The sequence below is a fragment of the Ensifer sp. EB106-03-01-XG145 genome (assembly GCF_058792075.1).
In genome coordinates this window covers 1,534,025-1,555,784 of sequence record NZ_JBYTEC010000001.1, presented here as the reverse complement: position 1 = coordinate 1,555,784, position 21,760 = coordinate 1,534,025, and the positions used below count along the sequence as shown (strand labels likewise).

The 21,760-nt window shown below is 62.1% G+C and carries 21 protein-coding genes; 4 read left to right on the top strand and 17 right to left on the bottom strand.

Translation table 11 applies throughout. From position 1 onward, the window contains the following. The first annotated feature begins 16 nt into the window (after positions 1–16). Both AC3WWH_RS07635 and mazG read left to right on the top strand, forming a co-directional pair. Complete coding sequence (locus tag AC3WWH_RS07635; protein ID WP_058320587.1) at positions 17–604, top strand: deaminase; 588 nt, start codon at positions 17–19, stop codon at positions 602–604. A 5-nt stretch (positions 605–609) separates the two neighbouring features. Continuing rightward, on the top strand, positions 610–1,443 hold the full coding sequence (gene mazG, locus AC3WWH_RS07630) for a nucleoside triphosphate pyrophosphohydrolase (RefSeq protein WP_057255690.1): 834 nt from the start codon (positions 610–612) through the stop codon (positions 1,441–1,443). An 80-nt stretch (positions 1,444–1,523) separates the two neighbouring features. Here mazG and hflX read toward each other — a convergent pair whose 3' ends face one another. The 9 genes from hflX to dusB all read right to left on the bottom strand — a co-directional run bounded on the left by hflX (position 1,524) and on the right by dusB (position 13,067). After that, the gene (hflX, locus tag AC3WWH_RS07625; RefSeq protein WP_057255688.1) at positions 1,524–2,849 is read right to left on the bottom strand and encodes a GTPase HflX; all 1,326 of its coding nucleotides are present in this window, start codon (positions 2,847–2,849) and stop codon (positions 1,524–1,526) included. Positions 2,850–2,927: 78 nt separating this feature from the next. Next, entirely contained in the window at positions 2,928–3,170 is a 243-nt protein-coding gene (gene hfq / locus AC3WWH_RS07620) for an RNA chaperone Hfq (RefSeq protein WP_003535434.1), read from the bottom strand. A gap of 109 nt (positions 3,171–3,279) precedes the next feature. Next, positions 3,280–4,143: a D-amino-acid transaminase gene (locus tag AC3WWH_RS07615; RefSeq protein ID WP_057255686.1), complete on the bottom strand. Its 864-nt coding sequence runs from the start codon at positions 4,141–4,143 to the stop codon at positions 3,280–3,282. Positions 4,144–4,154: 11 nt separating this feature from the next. After that, the gene (gene trkA / locus AC3WWH_RS07610; protein WP_057255685.1) at positions 4,155–5,531 is read right to left on the bottom strand and encodes a Trk system potassium transporter TrkA; all 1,377 of its coding nucleotides are present in this window, start codon (positions 5,529–5,531) and stop codon (positions 4,155–4,157) included. 47 nt (positions 5,532–5,578) lie between these two features. Further along, positions 5,579–6,943: a two-component system response regulator NtrX gene (gene ntrX, locus AC3WWH_RS07605; RefSeq protein ID WP_057255682.1), complete on the bottom strand. Its 1,365-nt coding sequence runs from the start codon at positions 6,941–6,943 to the stop codon at positions 5,579–5,581. Further along, the gene (locus AC3WWH_RS07600; RefSeq protein ID WP_058320586.1) at positions 6,933–9,203 is read right to left on the bottom strand and encodes a sensor histidine kinase NtrY-like; all 2,271 of its coding nucleotides are present in this window, start codon (positions 9,201–9,203) and stop codon (positions 6,933–6,935) included. The genes ntrX and AC3WWH_RS07600 overlap by 11 nt, the downstream gene beginning before the upstream one ends. Positions 9,204–9,424: 221 nt before the next feature. Continuing rightward, a complete protein-coding gene (gene ntrC / locus AC3WWH_RS07595; RefSeq protein ID WP_057255678.1) occupies positions 9,425–10,879 on the bottom strand; it encodes a nitrogen regulation protein NR(I) in 1,455 nt (484 codons plus the stop codon). Next, on the bottom strand, positions 10,876–12,027 hold the full coding sequence (locus AC3WWH_RS07590) for a two-component system sensor histidine kinase NtrB (RefSeq protein ID WP_058320585.1): 1,152 nt from the start codon (positions 12,025–12,027) through the stop codon (positions 10,876–10,878). Before AC3WWH_RS07590 ends, ntrC begins: the two co-directional genes overlap by 4 nt. Then, a complete protein-coding gene (gene dusB / locus AC3WWH_RS07585) occupies positions 12,024–13,067 on the bottom strand; it encodes a tRNA dihydrouridine synthase DusB (protein WP_058320584.1) in 1,044 nt (347 codons plus the stop codon). The genes AC3WWH_RS07590 and dusB overlap by 4 nt, the downstream gene beginning before the upstream one ends. Before the next feature lie 201 nt (positions 13,068–13,268). Here dusB and AC3WWH_RS07580 point away from each other — a divergent pair, with 201 nt between their 5' ends. Both AC3WWH_RS07580 and AC3WWH_RS07575 read left to right on the top strand, forming a co-directional pair. Beyond that, on the top strand, positions 13,269–14,474 hold the full coding sequence (locus AC3WWH_RS07580) for a bifunctional 2-C-methyl-D-erythritol 4-phosphate cytidylyltransferase/2-C-methyl-D-erythritol 2,4-cyclodiphosphate synthase (RefSeq protein ID WP_373419811.1): 1,206 nt from the start codon (positions 13,269–13,271) through the stop codon (positions 14,472–14,474). Beyond that, complete coding sequence (locus tag AC3WWH_RS07575; RefSeq protein ID WP_058320582.1) at positions 14,474–14,971, top strand: CinA family protein; 498 nt, start codon at positions 14,474–14,476, stop codon at positions 14,969–14,971. The genes AC3WWH_RS07580 and AC3WWH_RS07575 overlap by 1 nt, the downstream gene beginning before the upstream one ends. Here AC3WWH_RS07575 and AC3WWH_RS07570 read toward each other — a convergent pair. The 8 genes from AC3WWH_RS07570 to AC3WWH_RS07535 all read right to left on the bottom strand — a co-directional run bounded on the left by AC3WWH_RS07570 (position 14,959) and on the right by AC3WWH_RS07535 (position 21,751). Further along, the gene (locus AC3WWH_RS07570; RefSeq protein ID WP_058320581.1) at positions 14,959–15,408 is read right to left on the bottom strand and encodes a type II toxin-antitoxin system RatA family toxin; all 450 of its coding nucleotides are present in this window, start codon (positions 15,406–15,408) and stop codon (positions 14,959–14,961) included. The two genes, AC3WWH_RS07575 and AC3WWH_RS07570, sit on opposite strands and share 13 nt — an antisense overlap. Before the next feature lie 9 nt (positions 15,409–15,417). Continuing rightward, a complete protein-coding gene (locus AC3WWH_RS07565) occupies positions 15,418–15,984 on the bottom strand; it encodes a P-loop NTPase family protein (protein WP_058320580.1) in 567 nt (188 codons plus the stop codon). Positions 15,985–16,137: 153 nt separating this feature from the next. Continuing rightward, positions 16,138–17,106 (bottom strand): lipoyl synthase, encoded by a 969-nt coding sequence (gene lipA / locus AC3WWH_RS07560; RefSeq protein WP_057256065.1) that lies wholly within the window; start codon positions 17,104–17,106, stop codon positions 16,138–16,140. A 122-nt stretch (positions 17,107–17,228) separates the two neighbouring features. Beyond that, complete coding sequence (locus AC3WWH_RS07555) at positions 17,229–17,480, bottom strand: GlsB/YeaQ/YmgE family stress response membrane protein (RefSeq protein ID WP_058320579.1); 252 nt, start codon at positions 17,478–17,480, stop codon at positions 17,229–17,231. Positions 17,481–17,654: 174 nt separating this feature from the next. Beyond that, entirely contained in the window at positions 17,655–19,100 is a 1,446-nt protein-coding gene (lpdA, locus tag AC3WWH_RS07550) for a dihydrolipoyl dehydrogenase (RefSeq protein WP_058320578.1), read from the bottom strand. Between the two features lie 18 nt (positions 19,101–19,118). Further along, positions 19,119–19,700: a GNAT family N-acetyltransferase gene (locus tag AC3WWH_RS07545; protein ID WP_057255662.1), complete on the bottom strand. Its 582-nt coding sequence runs from the start codon at positions 19,698–19,700 to the stop codon at positions 19,119–19,121. A gap of 2 nt (positions 19,701–19,702) precedes the next feature. Continuing rightward, entirely contained in the window at positions 19,703–20,344 is a 642-nt protein-coding gene (locus AC3WWH_RS07540; RefSeq protein WP_058320577.1) for an SGNH/GDSL hydrolase family protein, read from the bottom strand. Between the two features lie 66 nt (positions 20,345–20,410). After that, on the bottom strand, positions 20,411–21,751 hold the full coding sequence (locus AC3WWH_RS07535; RefSeq protein WP_058320576.1) for a pyruvate dehydrogenase complex dihydrolipoamide acetyltransferase: 1,341 nt from the start codon (positions 21,749–21,751) through the stop codon (positions 20,411–20,413). Positions 21,752–21,760: the final 9 nt, after the last annotated feature.

Sequence of the window (21,760 nt, the reverse complement as noted above, 5' to 3'; positions counted from 1 at the left end):
GCCGGAGATGCAAGACATGACCCAATCGGACCTCGCCGAACGGCTTTTGACCGTAATCGAGCAGGATATCCTGCCGCTCACCGAAAAGGGTGTCGCCGCCGGAAACAAGGTGTTCGGCGCCGCGATCCTGCGCAAATCCGACCTGTCGCTGGTGCTGGCCGAAACCAACAATGAGACGGAAAATCCGCTCTGGCATGGCGAGGTCCACACGCTGAAGCGTTTCTACGAGATGGCGGAAAAGCCCGATACCCGCGACCTCATCTTTCTTTCGACGCACGAGCCCTGCTCCATGTGCCTTTCAGCTATCACCTGGGCCGGGTTCGACAATTTCTATTATTTCTTCAGCCATGAGGATTCCCGCGACAGCTTCGCGATCCCGCATGACCTCAAGATCCTGAAGGAAGTCTTCCGGCTGGAGCCGGGCGGCTATGCACAGGACAACGCCTTCTGGCATTCGGCCTCGATCGCCGCACTCGTCAGGGATGCCGACCCTGTGACCAAGGCGCGGCTCGCCGAACAAGATTCGCGCATTCGCGCCCGCTACCAGAGCCTTTCCGACAACTACCAGTCGGGCAAGGATGACAACGCCATTCCGCTGAACTGAGATCCATGGAACCTTCACGCGATATAAAACGCCTGCTCGATATCATGGCCGCGCTCCGGCAGCCGGAAACCGGTTGCCCCTGGGACATCGTCCAGACCTTCGAGACGATCAAACCCTACACGATCGAGGAAGCCTATGAGGTTGCCGATGCCATCGAGCGCGGCGACATGCACGACCTCTGCGACGAACTCGGCGATCTGCTGCTGCAGGTGGTGTTCCATGCCCGGATGGCGGAGGAAGCCGGCGACTTTGCCTTTGGCGACGTCGTCGAAGCGGTGACGCGCAAGATGATCCGCCGCCATCCGCATGTCTTTGCCCGCTCCGAGGCCGATACGCCTGAAGCGGTCAAGTTGCAGTGGGACGAGATCAAGCAGGCCGAAAAGGCTGAGCGGCAGGAAAAGCGCGCTAAGCGCGGCCTTCTTCCGGACTCCGCCGCAAGCCATCTCGGCTCGGTCCAGCGCTCGTTTCCGGCACTGGTCGAGGCCCTAAAGCTGCAGGAACGGGCTGCCAAGGTCGGTTTCGATTGGTCGGAGCCCGAGCCTATTCTCGATAAGATCGAGGAAGAGATCGGCGAATTGCGCCAGGCGCTGCGCGAAAAGGACCGCGCCAAGGTCAGCGATGAACTGGGCGACCTGATTTTTGCGGTGGTTAATATCGGCCGTCATGTCGGGACCGATCCGGAAATGGCCCTTCGCGGAACCAACACCAAGTTCCGCCGCCGCTTCGCCCATATCGAGCGCGAACTCGGCGACGCCGGCGAGACGCTGGATGGCGCGACGCTCGAGCGGATGGAAGAGCTTTGGCAGGCGGCGAAGGCGATCGAGCGGCAACTCGGCTAAGGCAATCGGGAACGCATATATCCTATGCGTTCCCTCGCGCGAAAGCTGAGGTCAACAGTGAGCGAATCGGAAGCGCAGGCTTACCAGTCTTCCTCAACCGGCTTTGGCCCGTTTCCGAGGCGGCGTTCCAGATCGGCGGCCTCGTTTTCGGTCAGCCTGAGTTCAAGGCTCACACGCCCGTCCTCCAGGTCCTCACGGCCATCGACGATGGCGTGCTGATAGACCCAGGGCAGAAGCTGCAGCTGATCGATGCCGAGCACGACGGTGCATTCGGTCAGCACGCCTGACAGGCGGCGACCAATTTCGCCTAGCAGCTCATCGACGCCCTCGCCGGTGATGGCGGAAACGGCGACCGTATTGCCCGAGGTTGCCGCCTTGCTCTGCAGCGCCTCACGCGATTCGGTATCGAGCCGGTCGATCTTGTTCCAGACCTCGATGAGCCGTTCGGAGGCTTCCTTCTCGTCGATGCCGAGATCGGCGAGAATGCGAAGTACATCACTTGCCTGCGCCTGGTTGTCCGGGTCGGAGAGATCGCGCACATGCAGGATCAGGTCCGCTTCCAGCACCTCTTCAAGCGTCGCACGGAAGGCGGCGACCAAGTGCGTCGGCAGATCGGAAATGAACCCGACCGTGTCGGAGAGGATGACCATGCGGCCATGCGGCAGCTTCAAGCGCCGAAGTGTCGGATCGAGCGTCGCAAACAGCATGTCCTCGGCCAGAACGCCCGCCCCGGTCATGCGATTGAAAAGCGTGGACTTGCCGGCGTTGGTATAGCCGACGAGAGCGACGATCGGATGCGGCACCTTCTTGCGCTTGGAACGGTGCAACTGCCGGGTGCGGCGGACCTGCTCCAGCTCGCGCTCGAGCTTGACGATGCGGTCCTGCAGCAAGCGCCGGTCCGCCTCGATCTGGGTTTCACCCGGACCGCCCATGAAGCCGCCACCACCGCGCTGACGCTCAAGGTGGGTCCAGCTTCGAACCAGGCGGCCTTTCTGGTAATTGAGATGGGCGAGATCGACCTGCAGCGTGCCTTCCTTGGTGGAGGCGCGGCGACCGAAAATCTCCAGAATGAGGCCGGTCCGGTCGATGACCTTGGCGTTCCATTCCTTTTCGAGGTTGCGTTGCTGCACCGGCGTCAAGGGATGGTCGACGATCACCAGGCCAGCATCGAGCTCGACGAGGATGTGACCGATTTCCTCGATCTTGCCGCTGCCGAGCAGCGTGCCTGGCTTGGGCTGCGACACCGGAACGATGGCGCCATGCACGACTTCCAGATCGATCGCCATCGCCAGACCGGTCGCCTCTTCAAGGCGACTTTCGTCGGTACGCGTCGTTGTAGTCGAGAGGATGTCTGCGGACTGCCTTCCGGTCTTCTTCAAGACCGGAACGATGACAACCGCGCGCATGTCGTCGCGGAGCTTCTCGAGCTCCGGAATGATCGACGACGACTTTGAATCCCGCTTGGTAATGTGCCTAACGTCCCGTCAGGATGCAGCTTCTTCGTTCTCGAACATCTGCAGCGGCTGGCCGGGCATGATGGTCGAGATTGCGTGCTTGTAGACCAGTTGCGAGTGGCCATCGCGACGCAACAGGACGCAGAAATTATCAAAAGACGTCACGACGCCGGTGAGCTTGACACCGTTGATAAGAAAAATTGTCAATGAAATCTTTTGCTTGCGGACCGTGTTGAGAAAGAGATCCTGCAAGTTTTGAGAACGTTCCGCCATCGCGCCGCTTCTTTCTTATTTGCCGGCGTTTCGCGCCGGTGCATTTTTGTCGATATCTGCAATCAGAGGCGCCACAAGTACCTTCCCCGACACCTCTTTAAGTTTGGTATCAAATCAATGTCTTTTCCGCAACGCCGAAAAAGGCTTCACGAATATTCTGTGCTATGCTTCCCGGATGCCCATTGCCGATCGGCCTGCCGTCCACCGAAATCACCGGAAAGCAGATGCTGGTGGCAGCGGTAATGAAGACCTCGCGCGCCGCGAGCATTTCCTCGACCGAGAAAGCTCTCTCCTCGACCTTGAGCCCAAGTGGCCCCGCCACATCCATCAGGGTGGTGCGGGTGATACCCTTCAGGATTCCGTGCTCGGCCGGACGCGTGCGCAGGGTTCCGTCGCCATCGACGATCCAGACATTGGTCGCGGCGCCCTCCTTCACCGTGCCATCGGCATCGACGAAAATTGCCTCCTGGGCACCCTCCTCCTTCGCCTTCTGGCGGGCGAGCACGTTGGGAAGGAGCCCGACGGACTTGATGTCCACCCGGTCCCAGCGGTTTTCCGGTACGGTGATCGCGGCGATCCCATGCGTCGCTTTTTTGGCGATGGCCTCGGCATCGATGCGCTTCGCCGTCACCACGATCGTCGGCATCGTCTCCTTGGCCGGAAACACATGGTCACGGCGCGCCACGCCGCGCGTGACCTGGATATAGAACAGACCATTCCGGACCCGGTTGCGCCGAACCACCTCTCGAATCACATGCACGAGCGCCGCCCGGCTCATCGGCCGGTCGATGCGCAGTTCACGAAGCGAACGGTCGAGGCGATCGAGATGCCGGTTGAGATCGACGATGTAACCATGGCGTATCTCGCAGACTTCGTAGACGCCGTCCGCAAATTGATAACCGCGGTCTTCGATATGGATGCCGGCGTCGGCATGCGGCACGTAGGCACCGTTGACATAGGCAATTCTCGGCATGGATCTCGGCCCTAGAAGTACTGGATGCTGACGCGGAAAAGCTGTTCGACGTGCCGTACGGCATCGGCGGTGGCAAAGAGCACGACACGGTCCTTCGCCTTGATCTTTGTATTGCCGTCCGGACGAATAAACGTCTTGTCGCGATAGAGTGCACCGATGCGGATGCCTTCGGGAAGATCGAGGTCACGCAGGGCCCTGCCAACCAACGGCGAGGTTTCCAACGCTTCGGCCTCGATCACCTCGGCCATGCCCTTCTGCACCGCATAGACCGCGCGAATGCGCCCCTTGCGGACATGCTGCAGCACGCGCGAGATGGTAACGGCACGTGGGTTCACATAGGCGTCGACGCCAGCCGTGCCGGCAAAATCCTGATAGGACGGTTCGTTGATCAGCACCAGCGTCGACTTGGCGCCCAGCCGCTTCGCCATCATGCTGCCGAGAATGTTGATCTGGTCGTTGTTGGTCAGCGCCACCACGAGATCGGCATCCTGAACGTCAGCCTGGGCCAGAATCCGTTGATCCATCGCCGAACCGTTGAGCACAACCGTGTTGCTCAGCTTATCCGCCATCACCACCGCCCGGTCGCGATCGCTTTCGATCAGTTTCACCCGGGTCCGCGGCTGATGCTCCTCGATGGCCTTGGCAACGAAGTAGCCGACATTGCCGCCACCGAAGATGATGATGCGCCGCGCTTCCTGCTCCTCATGGCCAAAGAGCGCCAAGGTCCGGCGGGCGTGGTCCCGGTCGCAAACGACATAGGCGATATCGCCGGCCTGCAGCTGGTCATCCGAATGCGGCGCCATGACCTTGCCGTTGCGGAAGATGCCGGTAACTGTTGCAAGCAGATCGGGGAACAGTTCGCTCAGCTGCTGGAGCGGCGTGCCGACGACCGGGCAATCTTCCAGGCACTCGAAGGCGACCATGGCGATACGATCTTCGGCGAAACGCACGACGTCGATCGCGCCGGGAAAGGAAATACGGCGCAGCACCAGCCGCCCAACCTCGACTTCGGGCGAGATGGTGACGTCGATCGGCACGTTCTCACGTGAAAACAGGTTCGAATACTCGGGCGCGAGATAGCTTTGCGCCCGGATGCGCGCGACCTTCGTCGGCACGTTGAAGATCGCATGGGCCACTTCACAGGCGACGATATTGACCTCGTCGGAGAGCGTGACGGCAATCAGCATGTCGGCCTGGTCGGCGCCGGCCCTGGCCAGCACATCCGGATGCGCACCGTGGCCGACATAGCCGCGCACGTCGAGGCTCTCGGTGATGTTGGCAATCAGCGTCGCCGAGGTATCGATCACCGATACGTCGTTATCTTCCTGCGCGAGCCGCTCGGCAATGCCGTACCCCACCTGGCCCGCACCACAAATGACTACCTTCATGTCGTACTTTCAGCTGGGAGCACTGCCGCGATGGCCGGAAAAATGCCTCAGACGCCCAGCGATTTGAGCTTGCGATGCAGCGCCGACCGCTCCATTCCGACAAATTCCGCCGTGCGCGAAATATTACCCCCGAATCGGTTGATCTGCGCGATCAGATAATCACGCTCGAACATTTCGCGAGCCTCGCGCAACGGCAACGTCATGATGTGCTGGTCACCCTGCGCGGAGATCTTCGGCAGCGTATCGCCCACCTCCGTCGGCAGCATGTCTGCGGAAATCGGCGTGTCCGGACCGTCGCTGCGGGCAAGAATCATCAGGCGCTCGATGTTGTTGCGAAGCTGGCGGATGTTGCCGGGCCAGTCGTGGGCCTGGAGCACGGCCAGGGCATCGTCGCCGATCTTGCGCGGACGAATGCCGGCCTGTTCGCTGACCTGGCGCATGAACATGTCGACGAGGAACGGAATATCCTCGCGCCGCTCGGCGAGCGCCGGCACGCGCACCGGAATGACGGCAAGCCGGTGGAACAGGTCTTCGCGGAACAGGCCCTCGGAGATCATGTTTTCGAGATTGTAGGCGGTCGAGGAGATGATCCGGACATCGACCTTGACGCGCTTGGTACCGCCGACACGCTCGAACTGCTGGTCGACGAGCACCCGCAGAATCTTGTTCTGCGTCTCGCGCGGCATCTCGCCGATTTCGTCGAGATAGAGGATGCCGCCATGGGCTTCCTCGAGCGCACCAGTGCGGCGTGGCTGTCCCGGCGTTCCCTCGGTTCCGAACAGCGCAATTTCCATGCGGTCCGGCGTGATCGCCGCCGCGTTCAGCGCCACGAAGGGACCGGTCGACCGCGTCGACTTGCGGTGGATCATCCGCGCGACCAGTTCCTTGCCCGATCCGGACGGCCCCTGGATCATGATGCGGCTGTTGGTCGGCGCGACCTTCTCGATCGTCTGACGAAGCTGCGACACGGCAACCGACGTCCCGATCAGTTCGACCGGATCGCCGGACTTCTTCTTCAGCTCCGAGACTTCACGCTTGAGCTTCGAGTTTTCCAGCGCCCGCTCGGCAATCAGGATCAGCCGGTCGGCCTTGAAGGGCTTCTCGATGAAATCGTAGGCGCCACGCTTGATGGCGTTGACGGCGGTCTCGATATTGCCGTGACCGGAAATCATGACGACGGGGAGGTCCGGATAGCGCCCCTTGATCTCATCGAGCAGCGCCAGGCCGTCGAGCCGGCTTCCCTGCATCCAGATATCGAGGAAGACCAGGCGCGGCACGCGATCGCTGATCGCCGCCAGCGCACTGTCGCTGTCGAAGGCGGTGCGGGTTTCGTGCCCTTCGTCAGAGAGGATACCCGACACGATCTCGCGGATATCTTCCTCATCGTCCACAACCAGAATATCAGCGGCCATCGCTCGCACCCTTATCCTTCAAACTGTCTTCGCCCCCGGTTTCTCCGGCAGGCGGCAGGACCACGCGGATCATCGCCCCGACACCGCCGTCAAAATCGGCTGGCGCGTCGTGCAACTCTAATTGTCCGCCATGGTCCTCAATGATCTTCTTGACGATGGCGAGTCCCAGGCCCGTGCCCTTCTCGCGCATCGTCATGTATGGCTCCAGAATCCTGTGCCGGTTCTCCGTCGGCAGCCCCTTGCCGTTGTCGATGATATCGACAACGAAGCGGCCCGTTGCCACGTCGGTTCGTGCTCGCGCGACGATCCTCGGATGGCCGCGCGCCGCATCGGCCGGCACCGCCTCGATCGATTCGACCGCGTTCTTGACGATGTTGCCGAAGGCCTGACCGAGCATGCGCCCGTCGAACAGGCCCTCGAGCGGCTCTTCGCCGAGGTCCCGCACAAAATCGATGTGATTGTTGCCCATCTCGCGCAGGAACATCGCATCCTTCAGGATCGTGCGGAGATCCGCCTTTTCCTTGGTCGGCTTCGGCATGCGCGCGAAAGCCGAGAACTCGTCGACCATGCGACCGATGTCTTCTACCTGGCGCACGATCGTATCGGTGCACTGGTCGAAGATAGCCTTGTCTTCCTGGTTGATCTGCTTGCCATAACGGCGCTTCAGACGTTCGGCGGAGAGCTGGATCGGCGTCAGCGGGTTCTTGATCTCGTGCGCGATGCGGCGCGCGACATCGGCCCAGGCGGTCGAGCGCTGAGCGATGACGAGGTCGGTGATGTCATCGATGGTGATGACGTAGGATTCGTTCGCTTCGCCACCCTCTTCGCGCGTCACCTGAACGTTCAGCGTCCGCTCGGTTCCGCTGCGCATGATATTGATCTGCTTGCGGTAGTCGTTGCGATGGCGGCTTTCGGCCTCCACCAGAACCTCTTCGACCTCCGGCGCTACCGTGCGCAGGTCCGCGCCGAGGAGTTCAGGCGCCGCCTTCTTCAGGAACTCTTCGGAAAACGAGTTGACGATGGTGATCTGTCGATCGCGCCCGACACCGATCACCGCCGCAGTCACGCCTGAAAGAACAGCCTCGATGAAACGACGGCGATGATCGACTTCGTCCTTGGCCTCCAGGATCTGTTCCTGCTGGCTGCGGATTTCCGAGACCATCTTGTTGAAGGTGCGCGACAGGTTACCAACGTCGCCGTCGACGGCACGGACCGGCACGACAACATCGAGATTGCCGGAGGCGACACTGTCGGCAGCGCCGATCAACTGGCGAATGGGCCGGACGATCCGGTCGGCAACCGCGATCGCGGTCCAGATCGCAGCCAGGAGAACGATGAGCGCAAACCCGATATAGAGAACACCGAAGGCGATCTGCGTGAAGGTTCGACCGGCCTCAAGCATCTTGTACTCGGCCGTGTTCTCTTCCATCAGCCGCAGCGAGCGCATCACTTCCGGATCGACATTGCGAACCGTGTAGAGATAGGTGCCCGGAATGTCGTCGAGCGGAATAACGGCCCCGACAAGGTTGGTGACCCCTGGCGGAATCAGTGTCGGTTGACCGGATACCGAGCTTTTCAGTGCGTCCGGCGGAATGGAGGGCAGCGGACGGTCCGTGGAGATGTTGGCCTGAATTATAGCGCTGCCATCAGCACGAACCAGGAATGCCCCAAGCATGCCGCGGCCGCGCGCCTGGCGGGTCATGAGTTCCGTGAAACCGGTGCGGTCGAGGCTGTAGAGCTGCCGGTTGCGTTCGAGGTCGTTGGCCATCGACACCGTCTGACCCTGCAGATAGCTGGCATTCTCGAGCACATAGGCCTGGGCGACGTTGATCGACGAGCGGACGATCGCCTGCGTCCGCAGCGAAAACCAGCGATCGAGGCCGACGTCGAGCGTGATGCTGGCAAAAATCGCGACAAGAACCGCAGGCGTGATCGCCACGATCGAAAACAGCGCAACGATGCGCACGTGAAGGCGCGCGGCGGCGCGGCCTTTGCGTCGGGCGCGTAGCAGCCGCAGGATTTCGCGGGCGATCAGATAGATCAGGCCAACGACGAACAGGCTGTTGATGGCAGCGCAGGCGATGACGACATTTCGCTCGAGCCGTATCGGCGTCAATCCGAGAAGAACGAGCAGCGAGACAGTGGCGCAGATCAAGGCGCCGGTCGCCAGCATCAGCCCCGGCAGGGCAAAGGACGCGCGCCGGTCCTGCGCCGCGAGTCCCTCATCTGTGCCCAGCGGCAAGGCCATTGCGTCCACCATGAAAAGCGTTCCCCCAACCGGCGCCAGCCGGCGACGGCATCACTTGCTAGCATTCTCTGGTCAAAGGTTGACCTCGCCGCCCAAAGGGCTGCCGCGTTGCACCCCCAGTCAATCAATTGGGTCAAATCGATTGAACAAGACGGCAACGACACGCGATTCGGCGATCGTCACACGTTCAAGCAACGCATTGTGGCGAAAATGCAACGGTGGCCGTGTCCAAGTCAAGCGCTGCGTGAGCTGCGATAGACCGAAACACCGAGTTCGCGGATTTTCTTGCGCAGCGTGTTACGGTTGAGGCCGAGCAAATCGGCCGCCTTGATCTGGTTACCACGGGTTGCGGTGAGCGCCGCAAGGATCAGCGGATACTCCATTTCGGCAAGCACGCGATCGTAAAGGCCGGCCGGAGGCAAAGCTTCGCCGAAGCTTGCGAAATACTGGCGCATGTTTTCTTCGACGGCCTGCGAAATGGTGAGCGATCCGGGCCGCGCCGCGGTCTTTTCGATCGGGCTGTCCGGTATCTCGGAACGCAACTCGTTTTCGATGATCTCGCGGGTGATCACGTCCTGTGGATAAAGTGCCGTCAGGCGCCGCACCAGGTTTTCCAACTCGCGCACGTTGCCCGGCCAGGCATGCGCCTTCATCAGTTCCAGCGCTTCATGATCGAAGCGCTTGACGTCGAGCCCTTCCTTTTCGGCCTGCTGGACGAAGTGACGAACGAGATCCGGAATATCCTCCGCCCGGTCACGTAGCGGCGGCAGACGCAGCGGCACGACGTTGAGGCGGTAATAGAGGTCTTCGCGGAACAGGCCCTGATTGATCGATTGCTTCAGGTCCTTATTGGTCGCCGCCACGATGCGCACGTCCGAACGGATCGGCGTGCGGCCGCCAACGGTCGTGTATTCGCCCTGCTGCAGGACGCGCAGCAGGCGGGTCTGTGCGTCCATCGGCATGTCGCCGATTTCATCGAGGAAGAGCGTGCCGCCCTCGGCCTGTTCGAAACGACCGGTCGAGCGCACCTGGGCACCGGTGAAGGCGCCCTTCTCGTGGCCGAAAAGCTCCGATTCGATCAGATCGCGCGGGATCGCCGCCATGTTGATCGCCACGAACGGACCGTTGCGGCGTTTGCCATAATCGTGCAGCGCGCGGGCGACGAGCTCCTTGCCGGTGCCGGACTCGCCGGTGATCATCAGCGTCAGGTCCGTCTGCATCAGGCGCGCCAGCACCCGGTAGATTTCCTGCATCGCCGCCGAACGGCCAACCAGCGGCATGCCGTCCTGGGTGTCGTCGTCGAGCTTGGCCGGCCGGCGCTTGGGCTCCGACAGCGCCCGGCCGATGATGCCGATCAATTCGGTCAGGTCGAAGGGCTTCGGCAGATAGTCGTAGGCACCCTTCTCCGAAGCCTTGATCGCCGTCATGAAGGTGTTCTGGGCACTCATGACCAGCACCGGCAGATCGGGGCGCGCCTTCTTGATGCGCGGCAGGAGATCGAAGGCATTCTCGTCGGGCATGACAACGTCGGTCACGACGAGATCGCCGTCGCCGGCTGCGATCCAGCGCCAGAGCGTCGCCGCATTGGAGGTGATGCGGACATCGTAGCCGGCGCGGCTCAGCGCCTGGTTCAGCACGGTGCGAATGGCGGCATCGTCATCCGCAACGAGGATCGTGGCACCCGTCATGCAAGGTTTCCTTTTGTCATCGGCATGTCGTCTTCATCCGCTGCCTGGCCTTTGGAGGCCGGCATCAGGACACGGAAAGTGGTGCGGTTCTGCTGGCTGTCGCATTCGACGATGCCGCCATGGGCACCGATGATCTTGGCGACCAGCGCCAGCCCCAGGCCGGAACCGTTGGTCTTGGTGGTGATGAAGGGATCGAAGAGCAGCGGCAGCAGGTCGGATGGCACGCCCGGTCCATTGTCGTGCACGCAGAATTCCAGTGGCAGCGAGATCTTCTCGCGCGTCCCGGCTACCGACAGGCGTATACCCGGCCTGTAGGCCGTCGTCAGCACGATCTCGCCATCGCTGCGGTCGCCGATCGCTTCGGCCGCATTCTTGATCAGGTTCAGGAACACCTGAACCAGTTGGTCGCGGTTGGCATAAACGGGCGGCAGAGACGGATCGTAGTTCTCCGCAAACTTGATGTGTCGGGCAAAACCGGCCTTGGCGATCGCCTTCACATGGTCGAGCACCGAATGGATGTTCAGCGGCACGCGATCCACCGGGCGCTCGTCGGAAAACACCTCCATGCGATCGACCAGCGAGACGATGCGGTCGGTCTCATCGCAGATCAGACGTGTCAGCGCCCTGTCTTCGTCATTGGCGGAGGTTTCCAGCAGTTGGGCGGCACCGCGGATGCCCGAAAGCGGGTTCTTGATTTCGTGCGCCAGCATCGAGGCAAGCCCCGTCACCGAACGGGCAGCACCACGATGGGTAAGCTGCCGGTCGATCTTGTCGGCCATCGAGCGCTCCTGGAAGACGACGACGACCGAGCCTGGCTCGGAAAGGACCGGGGCGACATAGAGATCGACGAGCTTGTCGGCGCCGAGACGCGGCGAACTCAGGTCGACGCGGTACTCGTTGACCGGCGCCTTGCGTTCGCGCACCTGTTCGATCAGGGTCAAGAGCGGGCTGCCGAAGGGGATGAAGGCGCTGATGTTGTGGCGCGCCAGATGGTTGGCGCTCGCGCCGAAAAACGATTCAGCTTCCCAGTTGGCAAACGCGACCAAACCATTGGCATCAACCAGAATCACCGGGTTCTGAATGGCGTTCAGAACCGCCATCGACAGACCGTTGGCGGCCGCATCGGGAATGCTCGGTTTCTCGGTCATGCGGCCATTCCTTCTGCGACCGCCTCGCCTTCCAGCTTGGCCGGAGCCGCGTCGAGTATCACGGCGCGTGCCCTGTCGCAGACGAAACGGGCATCGGTCGATGTCAGGATCGCTGCCTTTTCCGTGCCTGCGATATCAGGGGCAAAGCGGTCAAGGTACCAGGCGACATGTTTGCGCGCGTGCCGCACGGCGACGTCGACACCATAGAAATCGAGCATCATTTCGTAGTGCTCCGCAAAGATATCGGCGATCTCCGCCTGCGACGGGTGCTCAACGGCACCGGCAAGAAAGCCGACGTGCCACGGGCGCCCCTGCGACGAACGCCCGGCCATGACGGCATCAGCGCCCGACCGGCGGAGAATCTCTTCCGCGTCGGCGATCGTCTCCACGTCGCCATTGGCGACCAGGGGGACGGTAATGACCTCGCGAACCGGGCGAATGGCATCCCAATCCGCCTTGCCGTTGTAGAACTGCATGCGTGTGCGGCCGTGCACGGTAATCGCCTTCACCCCGGCGTCTTCGGCGCGCTTGGCAATCAGCGGCGCGTTGATCGAGTTTTCGTCCCAGCCGAGCCGCATCTTCAACGTCACCGGCACTTCGACGGCATCGACTGTCGCCTCAACCAGCGACAGCGCGTGATCGGGATCGCGCATGAGTGCCGAGCCGGAGTAGCCACCCGTCACCTTCTTGGCCGGGCATCCCATGTTGATGTCGATGATATCGGCACCATTGTCTGCAGCTATCTTGGCGGCTTCCGCCATCCAATGGGCCTCACGGCCGGCAAGCTGAACGATATGCGGCTTGATGCCGGAGTTCTTGAGCCGCGCCCACGATTCAGACGCATTGCCGACCAGTTCGCGGCTTGCAACCATCTCGGTCACGACGAAGCCGGCACCATAACGCCATGCAAGCCGCCGGAACGGCAGATCGGTAACGCCGGACATGGGGGCGAGCGCAACGCGATTGCGCAGTTCGATAGTCCCTATCCGGAGCGGAGACGAAAGAGCCGGAATTGGCAAATGCATATCTTTCAGGCACATGTTGTTCCTGCACTATTTTTAGACATTGTTCTCGGGCTTGCCAAGCGATTTCGGCGCCTTGCGCAAATTTCCCGGTTTACAGCGCCGCGCGTCTTTCAAGACGCGCCAAGGTGGCCGTAAGAAACGAGAACTGCTGGCAAAGCGCGACCCTTCGCGGTACATCACCGCGAAGATCGGCGAATGCGGGACCTCATACAGAAGATGCAGCCTCAAGAACAGCTTAAGTGCGGCGTGGTGATCGTTGCGGCCGGACGCGGCGAGCGTGCCGGGCAATCCGCCGAAGGCCCAAAGCAGTATCGAACCATCGGCGGCCGCCCCGTTATCGCCCATACGCTTGACACTTTCGCGACATGGCCGGGCGCTGGCCCGATCGTCGTCGTCATCCATCCGGACGACGGGGCCTTGTTCGACGCCGCACGCAAACGCTCGGTGGCCGGCGATGTGATCATCGTCCATGGCGGCGCGACCCGGCAGATCTCCGTGCTCGCCGGCCTCGAAGCCCTGGCTGAAACTGGCGTCGGTCATGTGATGATCCACGATGCGGTCCGTCCCTTTGCCGATCACCCGTTGCTTTCGCGCTGCGCAGCGGCGCTCGGTGGCAAGGTCAAAGCCGTCTTGCCGGCGATTGCCGTTGCCGACACGCTAAAGCGCGGGGGCAAGGATGGCGTCGTACTGGAGACGGTGCCGCGCGACGGTCTCTATGGCGCGCAAACACCGCAGACCTTTGATCTTCCGGCCATTCTTGCTGCCCACCGGGATGCAGCCAAGAGCGGCCGCACCGATTTTACCGACGATGCCTCGATCGCCGAATGGGCCGGCCTCAAGGTCGTCCTCGTCGAGGGCACGGTCGACAACGTCAAGCTTACGCTGAGAAGGGATATCGCCATGGCCGACGAGAAACTCACGCGCATCGCCCTGCCTGATGTGCGCACGGGAAACGGTTACGACGTACACCAGCTCATCGAAGGAGACGGTGTCACGCTCTGTGGCGTCTTCATTCCGCACACGAAAAAACTCTCCGGCCATTCCGATGCCGATGTGGCGCTGCATGCGCTCACCGACGCGCTGCTTGCCACCTGTGGCGCCGGCGACATCGGCGACCATTTCCCGCCGTCCGACCCGCAATGGAAGGGCGCGCCGTCGCGCATCTTCCTTGAACATGCCGCACGGATCGTGCGCGAGCGCGGCGGCATCATCACCAACGCGGACATCTCGCTGATCGCCGAAGCGCCGAAGGTCGGCCCGCATCGCCTGACGATGCGCGAAAAGCTTGCGGAGATACTGGGCATCTCGCTCGACCGCTGCTCGGTCAAGGCAACGACGAACGAGCGTCTCGGCTTCGTGGGCCGCGATGAAGGCATTGCCGCCATCGCCACGGCCACCGTCGTCTATGGGAGCCTTTCGTAATGTGGCCCGCCGATATCGAAGTCAAAGCCGGTGAGATCATCGCCAAGTTCACGGCGCGGGACCTCAAAGTCGCCACCGCCGAATCCTGCACCGGCGGCCTGATCGCCGGGGCGCTGACCGAAATTTCCGGTTCGTCCGCGGTCGTCGATCGCGGTTTCGTCACCTACTCCAACGAAGCGAAGGTAGCGATGCTCGACGTCGAGACCGCCACCCTTGCGGCCCATGGCGCCGTTTCGCGGGAGACTGCAATCGAGATGGCGCGTGGCGCCATCTCACATTCGGCAGCGGATTTCGCCGTTGCCGTCACCGGCATTGCGGGTCCCAGCGGCGGTTCGGCTGAAAAGCCGGTCGGGCTCGTGCACCTTGCGGCATCCGGGCGAAACGGCGCGATGCTGCATCGGGAGATGCGCTATGGTGATATTGGCCGCAGCGGCATCCGGCTTGCGACCGTCCGCACCGCGCTCGACATGCTCATGGAAATCGCTCAGGCCGTATAGATGCTGTCGGCGCGCTTTTCGAAGGCGTCGGAGAACATGCGGAAGGCGCGGTCGAACATCGATCCCATCAAGGCGCCGAGAATGCGGCTCTTGAACTCGTAGTCGATGTAGAAATGCACGATCGACTGCCCCTCGCCCGCGGGCTCGAAGCGCCAGCGGTTGTCGAGATATTTGAACGGCCCGTCGATGTATTTGACCTCGATCGCGCGCTCGGCCCTGTTCAACAGCACCTGCGTCGTGAAAGTCTCACGGATCGCCTTGTAGCCGACGGTCATGTCGGCCAGCAGCAACACCTTGCCGTCGCGCTCCTTGCGCGTGCGCACCGTCAGTGCCTCGCAGAGCGGCAGGAATGCGGGATAGTGCTCGACATCGGCAACCAGATCGAACATCTGGTCGGCGGTATGCTTGACGACGTGGTTGGTTTCGAAATGCGGCATGATCGAGAGCTAGTCGCCCCGCCTTATCTTCGCAAGTAGTAACGCCGTTTCCGCGTGCGATTTCAACACGAGAACCGGCAGGTTGGCATGACCGGCAAGCTGTGCCTCGATCTCAACCGCATCCCTGCGCTCGAAGTTCCAGATGTAGCGAAGGAAATCGAGATCGATCTTCTCCGGACAATCGTCGGCCATATCCGGGCGGGTCTTTTTCCAACGGGCGAACCAGCGCCAGAGCACACCGCGCAACGAAACCCAGCGCGGCGGCCGCATCCAGATCACCACGTGTGTGCGTGGCAAGCGGAGCGGCAGCGTCTTCGGACTGGTACCATCCATGATCCAGCGTTCGCCAGCAGCAGCCTTCGAGATCAGGGCAAGCATTTCCTGCCTCGGCCGCAGCCTCCACCCCGGCAACCAGAAGAATTCCCGATCCATCGCCAGATGCGGCAAACCGAACTGCTCGGACAGTTGCCGGGAAAGCGTGCTCTTGCCGCTGCCGGAACAGCCGATCACCAGAATACGCTGCGCATTCTTGAGATGCGTCGCCGCCTCGTCCCAGTTGCTCATGCATCGCGGCATCGGCTCGCCTCCTCCAGTGACAGCCGTTAGGTGATTGGATCGGAGGATGCAAGCCTGGCGCGAGCGGCCAGTTGTCGCTCCGACGCCCTCCCCAAAACAAAAACTCCGGCGCAAGCGCCGGAGCCGATCGTTTTTTGAGAACCTGTTTCCGTCTTACTCGGCAGCCTGCAGCTTCTTCTCACGCGCTGCCCTGAGGCGGGCGAAGTCGTCGCCGGCATGGTGCGACGAGCGCGTCAGCGGGCTTGAGGAGACCATGAGGAAGCCCTTGGTGTAGGCGACGGTCTCGTAGGACTTGAACTCCTCGGGGGTCACGAACTTCTCGACCTTGTGGTGCTTGCGCGTCGGCTGCAGGTACTGGCCGATCGTCAGGAAGTCGACATCCGCGGTGCGCAGGTCGTCCATCAGCTGCAGCACTTCGTTGCGCTCTTCGCCGAGGCCGACCATGATGCCGGACTTGGTGAACATCGTCGGATCCAGCTCCTTCACGCGCTGCAACAGGCGGACGGAGTGGAAGTAGCGCGCACCCGGACGGACCGTCAGATAGTTGCCCGGTACGGTTTCCATATTGTGGTTGAAGACGTCAGGCTTGGCAGCGACGACGCGCTCCAGTGCACCCGGCTTCTTCAGGAAGTCCGGCGTCAGGATTTCGATGGTCGTCGCCGGTGACGCTTCGCGGATCGCCCAGATCACCTTCTCGAAGTGCTCGGCGCCGCCATCTTCCAGGTCGTCTCGGTCGACGGAGGTGATGACGACGTGGCTGAGGCCCATCTGCTTGACGGCCTTGGCAATGTTCGCCGGCTCTTCGAGATCGAGCGCATTTGGTTTGCCGGTCGCGACATTGCAGAAGGCGCATGCGCGGGTACAGATCTCGCCCATGATCATGAAGGTGGCGTGCTTCTTGTCCCAGCATTCGCCGATGTTCGGGCAGCCCGCTTCTTCGCAAACAGTGACGAGCTTGTTGCTCTTCACGATCGAACGCGTCTCCTGATATCCCTTGGACATCGGCGCCTTGACGCGGATCCACTCCGGCTTGCGCATCACTTCGGTGTCGGGCTTGTGGGCCTTTTCCGGGTGGCGGACGCGTTGCGCCCGGTCAGAGACGGCATCGAATACCGTTACCATACTGTCTTCCTCGTCGCGGCGGGCCGGCATCAGGCCGGATGACCCATTTTCGCTCTATATAGACGGCCCGACGGGAAATGTCAGGCCGTCTTGCCCGACGGAAGCGCAAATGGCCCGGCAGGCTATCGTTTGACGGCGCGACCAACGGCAATCAGCAGGCAGGCGCCGATAAAGCCGATGACCAGATAGGCGACCCATCCGGCAAAAGCCATGCCGAAGGCCGCCAGGATGAAATTCAGCACCACCGCGCCTATGATGCCGAGCAGTATGTTCATGAACAGCCCCATCTCGCTGTTCATGAACCTCTCCGCGAGCCACCCGGCCAAACCGCCGATGATGATCGCAGCCAGAATGCCGACGCCGTTCACGCTCATTTTGATCTCCGTGCATTGAAAACGAGGCCATTCTCAATGCCGAAGCCTATCAAAAGTTCCGGCGAGGATACAGCGCCGCGCGTCTCGAAAGACGCGCAAAGGTCGCTGTAACCCTTTGAATGTCGTATAATTTTGCCCTTAAATCGATGTCGATTTAAGGAATTATACGGGGCTTTAGGCGTTGAGCGCGCGGCCGTAGGCGTCGAGCACGCTTTCCTTGATCGTCTCCGAAATCGTCGGATGCGGGAAGATCGTGTGCATCAGGTCTTCTTCTGTCGTCTCGAGGTTCATCGCGACGACGAAGCCCTGGATGAGCTCGGTGACTTCGGCCCCGACCATATGGGCGCCGAGCAGCTCACCGGTCTTCTTGTCGAAGATGGTCTTGACGAGACCCTGGTCCTCGCCGAGCGCGATTGCCTTGCCATTGGCAACGAAGGGGAAGCGGCCGACGCGGATGTCGCGGCCGAGTTCCTTGGCCTTGGCTTCGGTGAGGCCGACGGAGGCGACCTGCGGATGGCAATAGGTGCAGCCCGGGATCTTCAGCTTGTCCATCGGGTGCACATTCGACAGGCCGGCGATCTTTTCGACGCAGATCACGGCCTCGTGCTCGGCCTTGTGGGCGAGCATCGGCGGGCCGGCGACGTCACCGATGGCGTAGATGCCCGGCACGTTGGTCTTGCCGTAACCATCGATGGCGATGAAGCCGCGATCGGTCTTCACGCCGAGGGCCTCAAGACCGATATTTTCGACATTGGCCTGCACGCCGACGGCGGAGATCATCCGGTCCGCGGTGATCTTTTCGACCTTGCCGTCCTTCATCTCCACATGGGCTGTGATCGAGTTCGCGCCCTTCTCGACCTTCGTCACCTTGGCTTCGAGATGGATCTTCATGCCCTGCTTTTCGAACTGCTTCTTGGCAACGCCGGATATTTCGGCGTCCTCGACCGGCATCACGGTCGACATAACTTCGACAACCGTTACGTCAACGCCCATGGTGCGGTAGAACGAGGCGAACTCGATGCCGATCGCGCCCGAGCCCATGACCAGCAGCGACTTCGGCATTTCCTCAGGCTTCATGGCCTCGAAATAGGTCCAGATCAGCTTGCCATCGGGCTCGATGCCCGGAAGCGCGCGCGGCCGGGCGCCGGTCGCGATGATGATGTGCTTGGCGGTGTAGGTGCCCTCGCCCTTGGTGTTCTTCGGCAGCGGCGCCTGCGGCTGGACGACCGGCTTCGTCGATTTACCGACGACGATCTCGCCGGGCTTTGTCAGCTTTGCTTCGCCCCAGATCACATCGACCTTGTTTTTCTTCATCAGGAAGCCGACGCCGCCGTTCATGCGTTCGGCAATGCCGCGCGAGCGTGCGACGATCGCCTTCAGGTCCGGCGTCACCGTGCCTTCGATCTTGACGCCATAGGCGCTCGGATGCTGGGCGTAGTGCAGAACTTCGGCGGAGCGCAGCAGCGCCTTGGTCGGAATGCAGCCCCAGTTGGAGCAGATGCCGGCCAGATGCTCGCGCTCGACGATCGCGGTCTTGAGACCCAACTGCGCCGCACGAATGGCGGCGATATAGCCCCCTGGACCCGAACCGATGACGATGACGTCGTAATTCTCAGCCATATGTTTCCTGCCTTTGTCTCAAGCGACCTTGCGGGTGAACAGCACCCAGTCGTGTTTCTTGCTTTCCTCAAAGAGCGGAACCGCCCCGGCGCGCGCTGCCTCGCCGAAACCGTTTGCTCTGTATAATGCCTGGGCCCTGTCGTTGTGGCTTTCGGTGATCAGGCTCACCGGCGCCGATCCGGCGCGTTCGAATTCCTTTGCCAGGAGCGCGCTGCCGATTCCGCGGCGGCGCTGATGGCGATAGACGCCGAGGCTCTCGATGAACCAGTGACCGACGATCTGCCTCTGCAGTGCCAGCAAGGGTTCCAGAACCGGATGCTTGGGAACGATCTCCAGCACTTCCGGACCGATCGAATAACCGACCGTCAGGCCGGCAACCTCATCATCAACGTCAGCAACGAGAGCGTCGCGCCAGTTTCCAGGCCCGGGCTCTTCGCGCAGCTTGTTGCGGCCACGCTCGAAGGCCGTATCCGTCACCCCATGAAGAACGGCGCCGTACCAGAGCCAGGAGGCAAAGCCATGCGCGGCGATATCGACGAGGATGGCGAGCTCGGCCGCCTCGCGCTTTTCCGCCGGACGAATGGTGACGCCCCCCACCATCCCTAGACCCCAAGCATCATCCGCACGACCGGTTCGAGACCCCGGCCGATCGCACGCGTATTCTCGGCATCGAGATGCACACCATCGAGCGGCGTGGTCTGAGCGACCGATCCGGCATCGAAGAAGCCGCAATCGAGTTCGTCGGCGAGATCGCGATAGAGCGGTGCCAGCATCGCCGACTGCTCGACACCGCCGGCGTACATCGCGCCGAAGGCGGCATTGGCCGTTTCGCAGAGCATCGGCGGCGAGACGATCAGGATTTCTGGCCCACCCTCGTCTTCGACCGGCCAGTCATGCCGGCGCACGAGCGTGATGAGACGCTGGATGCCCTTCACGGCGCCGAAAGCGGTTCCGTGGATCACCGGCTTCATATCGTTGGCGCCGAGAAGAAGAATGATCAGATCGAGCGGCGCATGACTGTGCAGCACCGTCGGCAGCACTTTTGCGCCGTTGCGGTCGCAATCGGCGAGATGGTCGTCATAGGCGGTCGTGCGACCGTTCAGTCCCTCGGCGATGACCTGAACGCCCGAGCCCAGCGCCTTCTGCAACACGCTCGGCCAGCGATCGGCAAACGCGTGACGGCCGCCATCCGCGGCATCGTAGCCCCAGGTCAGACTGTCGCCATAGCAGAGAACTGTTTTCATCGTCCGGGCCCGCCTTCGACTGCGCGAAAAGGAACGGACCGGCCCGAAGGCCGGTCCCTATCCAACTCAGACCAGCATGCCCATCGGGTTTTCGATGTAGCGCTTGAAGGCTCCGAGCAGTTCGGCGCCGAGCGCTCCGTCGACGCAGCGATGGTCGGTCGAGAGCGTAACGGTCATGACATTGGCGATGACCATCTGCTTGTTCTTGACGACGACGCGCTCCTCGCCCGCACCGACCGCGAGGATCGTGGCATGCGGCGGATTGACGACGGCGGCGAAGTTCTTGACGCCCATCATGCCCATGTTGGAGACCGCCGTGGTGCCGCCCTGGTACTCCTCGGGCTTCAGCTTGCGGTCCTTGGCGCGCTGGCCGAGGTCCTTCATCTCGTTGGAGATGGCAGACAGGCTCTTCAGCTCCGCCTGGCGCACGATCGGGGTGATCAGGCCGCCCGGGATCGACACGGCAACGCCGACGTCAGCGTGCTTGTGCTTGACCATGTTGCTCTCGGTCCAGGAGACGTTCGCATTCGGAACGTCGCGCAGCGCAAGCGCCAGGGCCTTGATGACCATGTCGTTTACGGAGAGCTTGTAGACCGGCTTGCCGCCCTGCTCCGGAGCAGCGGCATTGAGCTGGGCGCGCAGTGCAAGAAGCGCGTCGAGCTCGCAGTCGAGCGACACGTAGAAGTGCGGGATCGTCTGCTTGGATTCGACCAGGCGCTTGGCGATCGTCTTGCGCATGCCGTCATGCGGTATGAGCTCGTAAGAGCCCGGCTCGAAGAGCTTGAGAACGGCATCGTCCGACGGGCCCTTGGCAAGCGGTGCGGCCGCGGGAGCGGCAGTGCCGGCAACCGGTGCGGTTGCAGGCTTCGCGGTGCCACCGGCAACGGCAGTCTCAACGTCCTTCTTGACGACGCGACCATGCGGGCCTGTGCCGGCGATTGCCGACAGGTCGATGCCGGCGTCCTTGGCCAGACGACGGGCGAGCGGCGAGGAGAAGACGCGAGCGCCTTCGGACTTCGCCGGCTGGGCTGCAACCGGAGCCGGAGCAGCGGCAGGAGCCGCAGCCGGAGCGCTCGGCGCTACCGGTGCCGGCGCTTCCGCCTTGGCCGCGGGAGCCGGTGCGGCTGCGCCGTTGCCACCCTTTGCAGCGGCAGCAACATCCTCGCCATCTGCGGCGAGAACGGCGATCAGAGCGTTGACCTTGACGCCATCGGTGCCGGCGGGAACGACGATCTTGGCGACGGTGCCTTCGTCGACGGCTTCGACTTCCATCGTCGCCTTGTCGGTCTCGATCTCGGCAATCACGTCACCGGACTTGACCTTGTCGCCTTCCTTGACCAGCCACTTGGCCAGATTGCCTTCTTCCATCGTCGGAGAGAGGGCCGGCATTGTGATGTTGATAGGCATCGAAGAACC

Coding starts and splice junctions, on each gene's coding strand:
- dusB (WP_058320584.1), bottom strand. CDS start 13,067: ATGTGCCTGAAAGATATGCATTTGCCAATTCCGGCTCTTTCGTCTCCG.
- ntrX (WP_057255682.1), bottom strand. CDS start 6,943: ATGGCCGCTGATATTCTGGTTGTGGACGATGAGGAAGATATCCGCGAG.
- lpdA (WP_058320578.1), bottom strand. CDS start 19,100: ATGGCTGAGAATTACGACGTCATCGTCATCGGTTCGGGTCCAGGGGGC.
- hfq (WP_003535434.1), bottom strand. CDS start 3,170: ATGGCGGAACGTTCTCAAAACTTGCAGGATCTCTTTCTCAACACGGTC.
- AC3WWH_RS07535 (WP_058320576.1), bottom strand. CDS start 21,751: ATGCCTATCAACATCACAATGCCGGCCCTCTCTCCGACGATGGAAGAA.
- hflX (WP_057255688.1), bottom strand. CDS start 2,849: ATGCGCGCGGTTGTCATCGTTCCGGTCTTGAAGAAGACCGGAAGGCAG.
- AC3WWH_RS07540 (WP_058320577.1), bottom strand. CDS start 20,344: ATGAAAACAGTTCTCTGCTATGGCGACAGTCTGACCTGGGGCTACGAT.
- AC3WWH_RS07615 (WP_057255686.1), bottom strand. CDS start 4,143: ATGCCGAGAATTGCCTATGTCAACGGTGCCTACGTGCCGCATGCCGAC.
- AC3WWH_RS07600 (WP_058320586.1), bottom strand. CDS start 9,203: ATGGTGGACGCAATGGCCTTGCCGCTGGGCACAGATGAGGGACTCGCG.
- lipA (WP_057256065.1), bottom strand. CDS start 17,106: ATGGTAACGGTATTCGATGCCGTCTCTGACCGGGCGCAACGCGTCCGC.
- AC3WWH_RS07590 (WP_058320585.1), bottom strand. CDS start 12,027: ATGACCGAGAAACCGAGCATTCCCGATGCGGCCGCCAACGGTCTGTCG.
- AC3WWH_RS07635 (WP_058320587.1), top strand. CDS start 17: ATGACCCAATCGGACCTCGCCGAACGGCTTTTGACCGTAATCGAGCAG.
- AC3WWH_RS07570 (WP_058320581.1), bottom strand. CDS start 15,408: ATGCCGCATTTCGAAACCAACCACGTCGTCAAGCATACCGCCGACCAG.
- trkA (WP_057255685.1), bottom strand. CDS start 5,531: ATGAAGGTAGTCATTTGTGGTGCGGGCCAGGTGGGGTACGGCATTGCC.
- mazG (WP_057255690.1), top strand. CDS start 610: ATGGAACCTTCACGCGATATAAAACGCCTGCTCGATATCATGGCCGCG.
- AC3WWH_RS07575 (WP_058320582.1), top strand. CDS start 14,474: ATGTGGCCCGCCGATATCGAAGTCAAAGCCGGTGAGATCATCGCCAAG.
- AC3WWH_RS07555 (WP_058320579.1), bottom strand. CDS start 17,480: ATGAGCGTGAACGGCGTCGGCATTCTGGCTGCGATCATCATCGGCGGT.
- AC3WWH_RS07545 (WP_057255662.1), bottom strand. CDS start 19,700: ATGGTGGGGGGCGTCACCATTCGTCCGGCGGAAAAGCGCGAGGCGGCC.
- AC3WWH_RS07565 (WP_058320580.1), bottom strand. CDS start 15,984: ATGCCGCGATGCATGAGCAACTGGGACGAGGCGGCGACGCATCTCAAG.
- AC3WWH_RS07580 (WP_373419811.1), top strand. CDS start 13,269: ATGCAGCCTCAAGAACAGCTTAAGTGCGGCGTGGTGATCGTTGCGGCC.
- ntrC (WP_057255678.1), bottom strand. CDS start 10,879: ATGACGGGTGCCACGATCCTCGTTGCGGATGACGATGCCGCCATTCGC.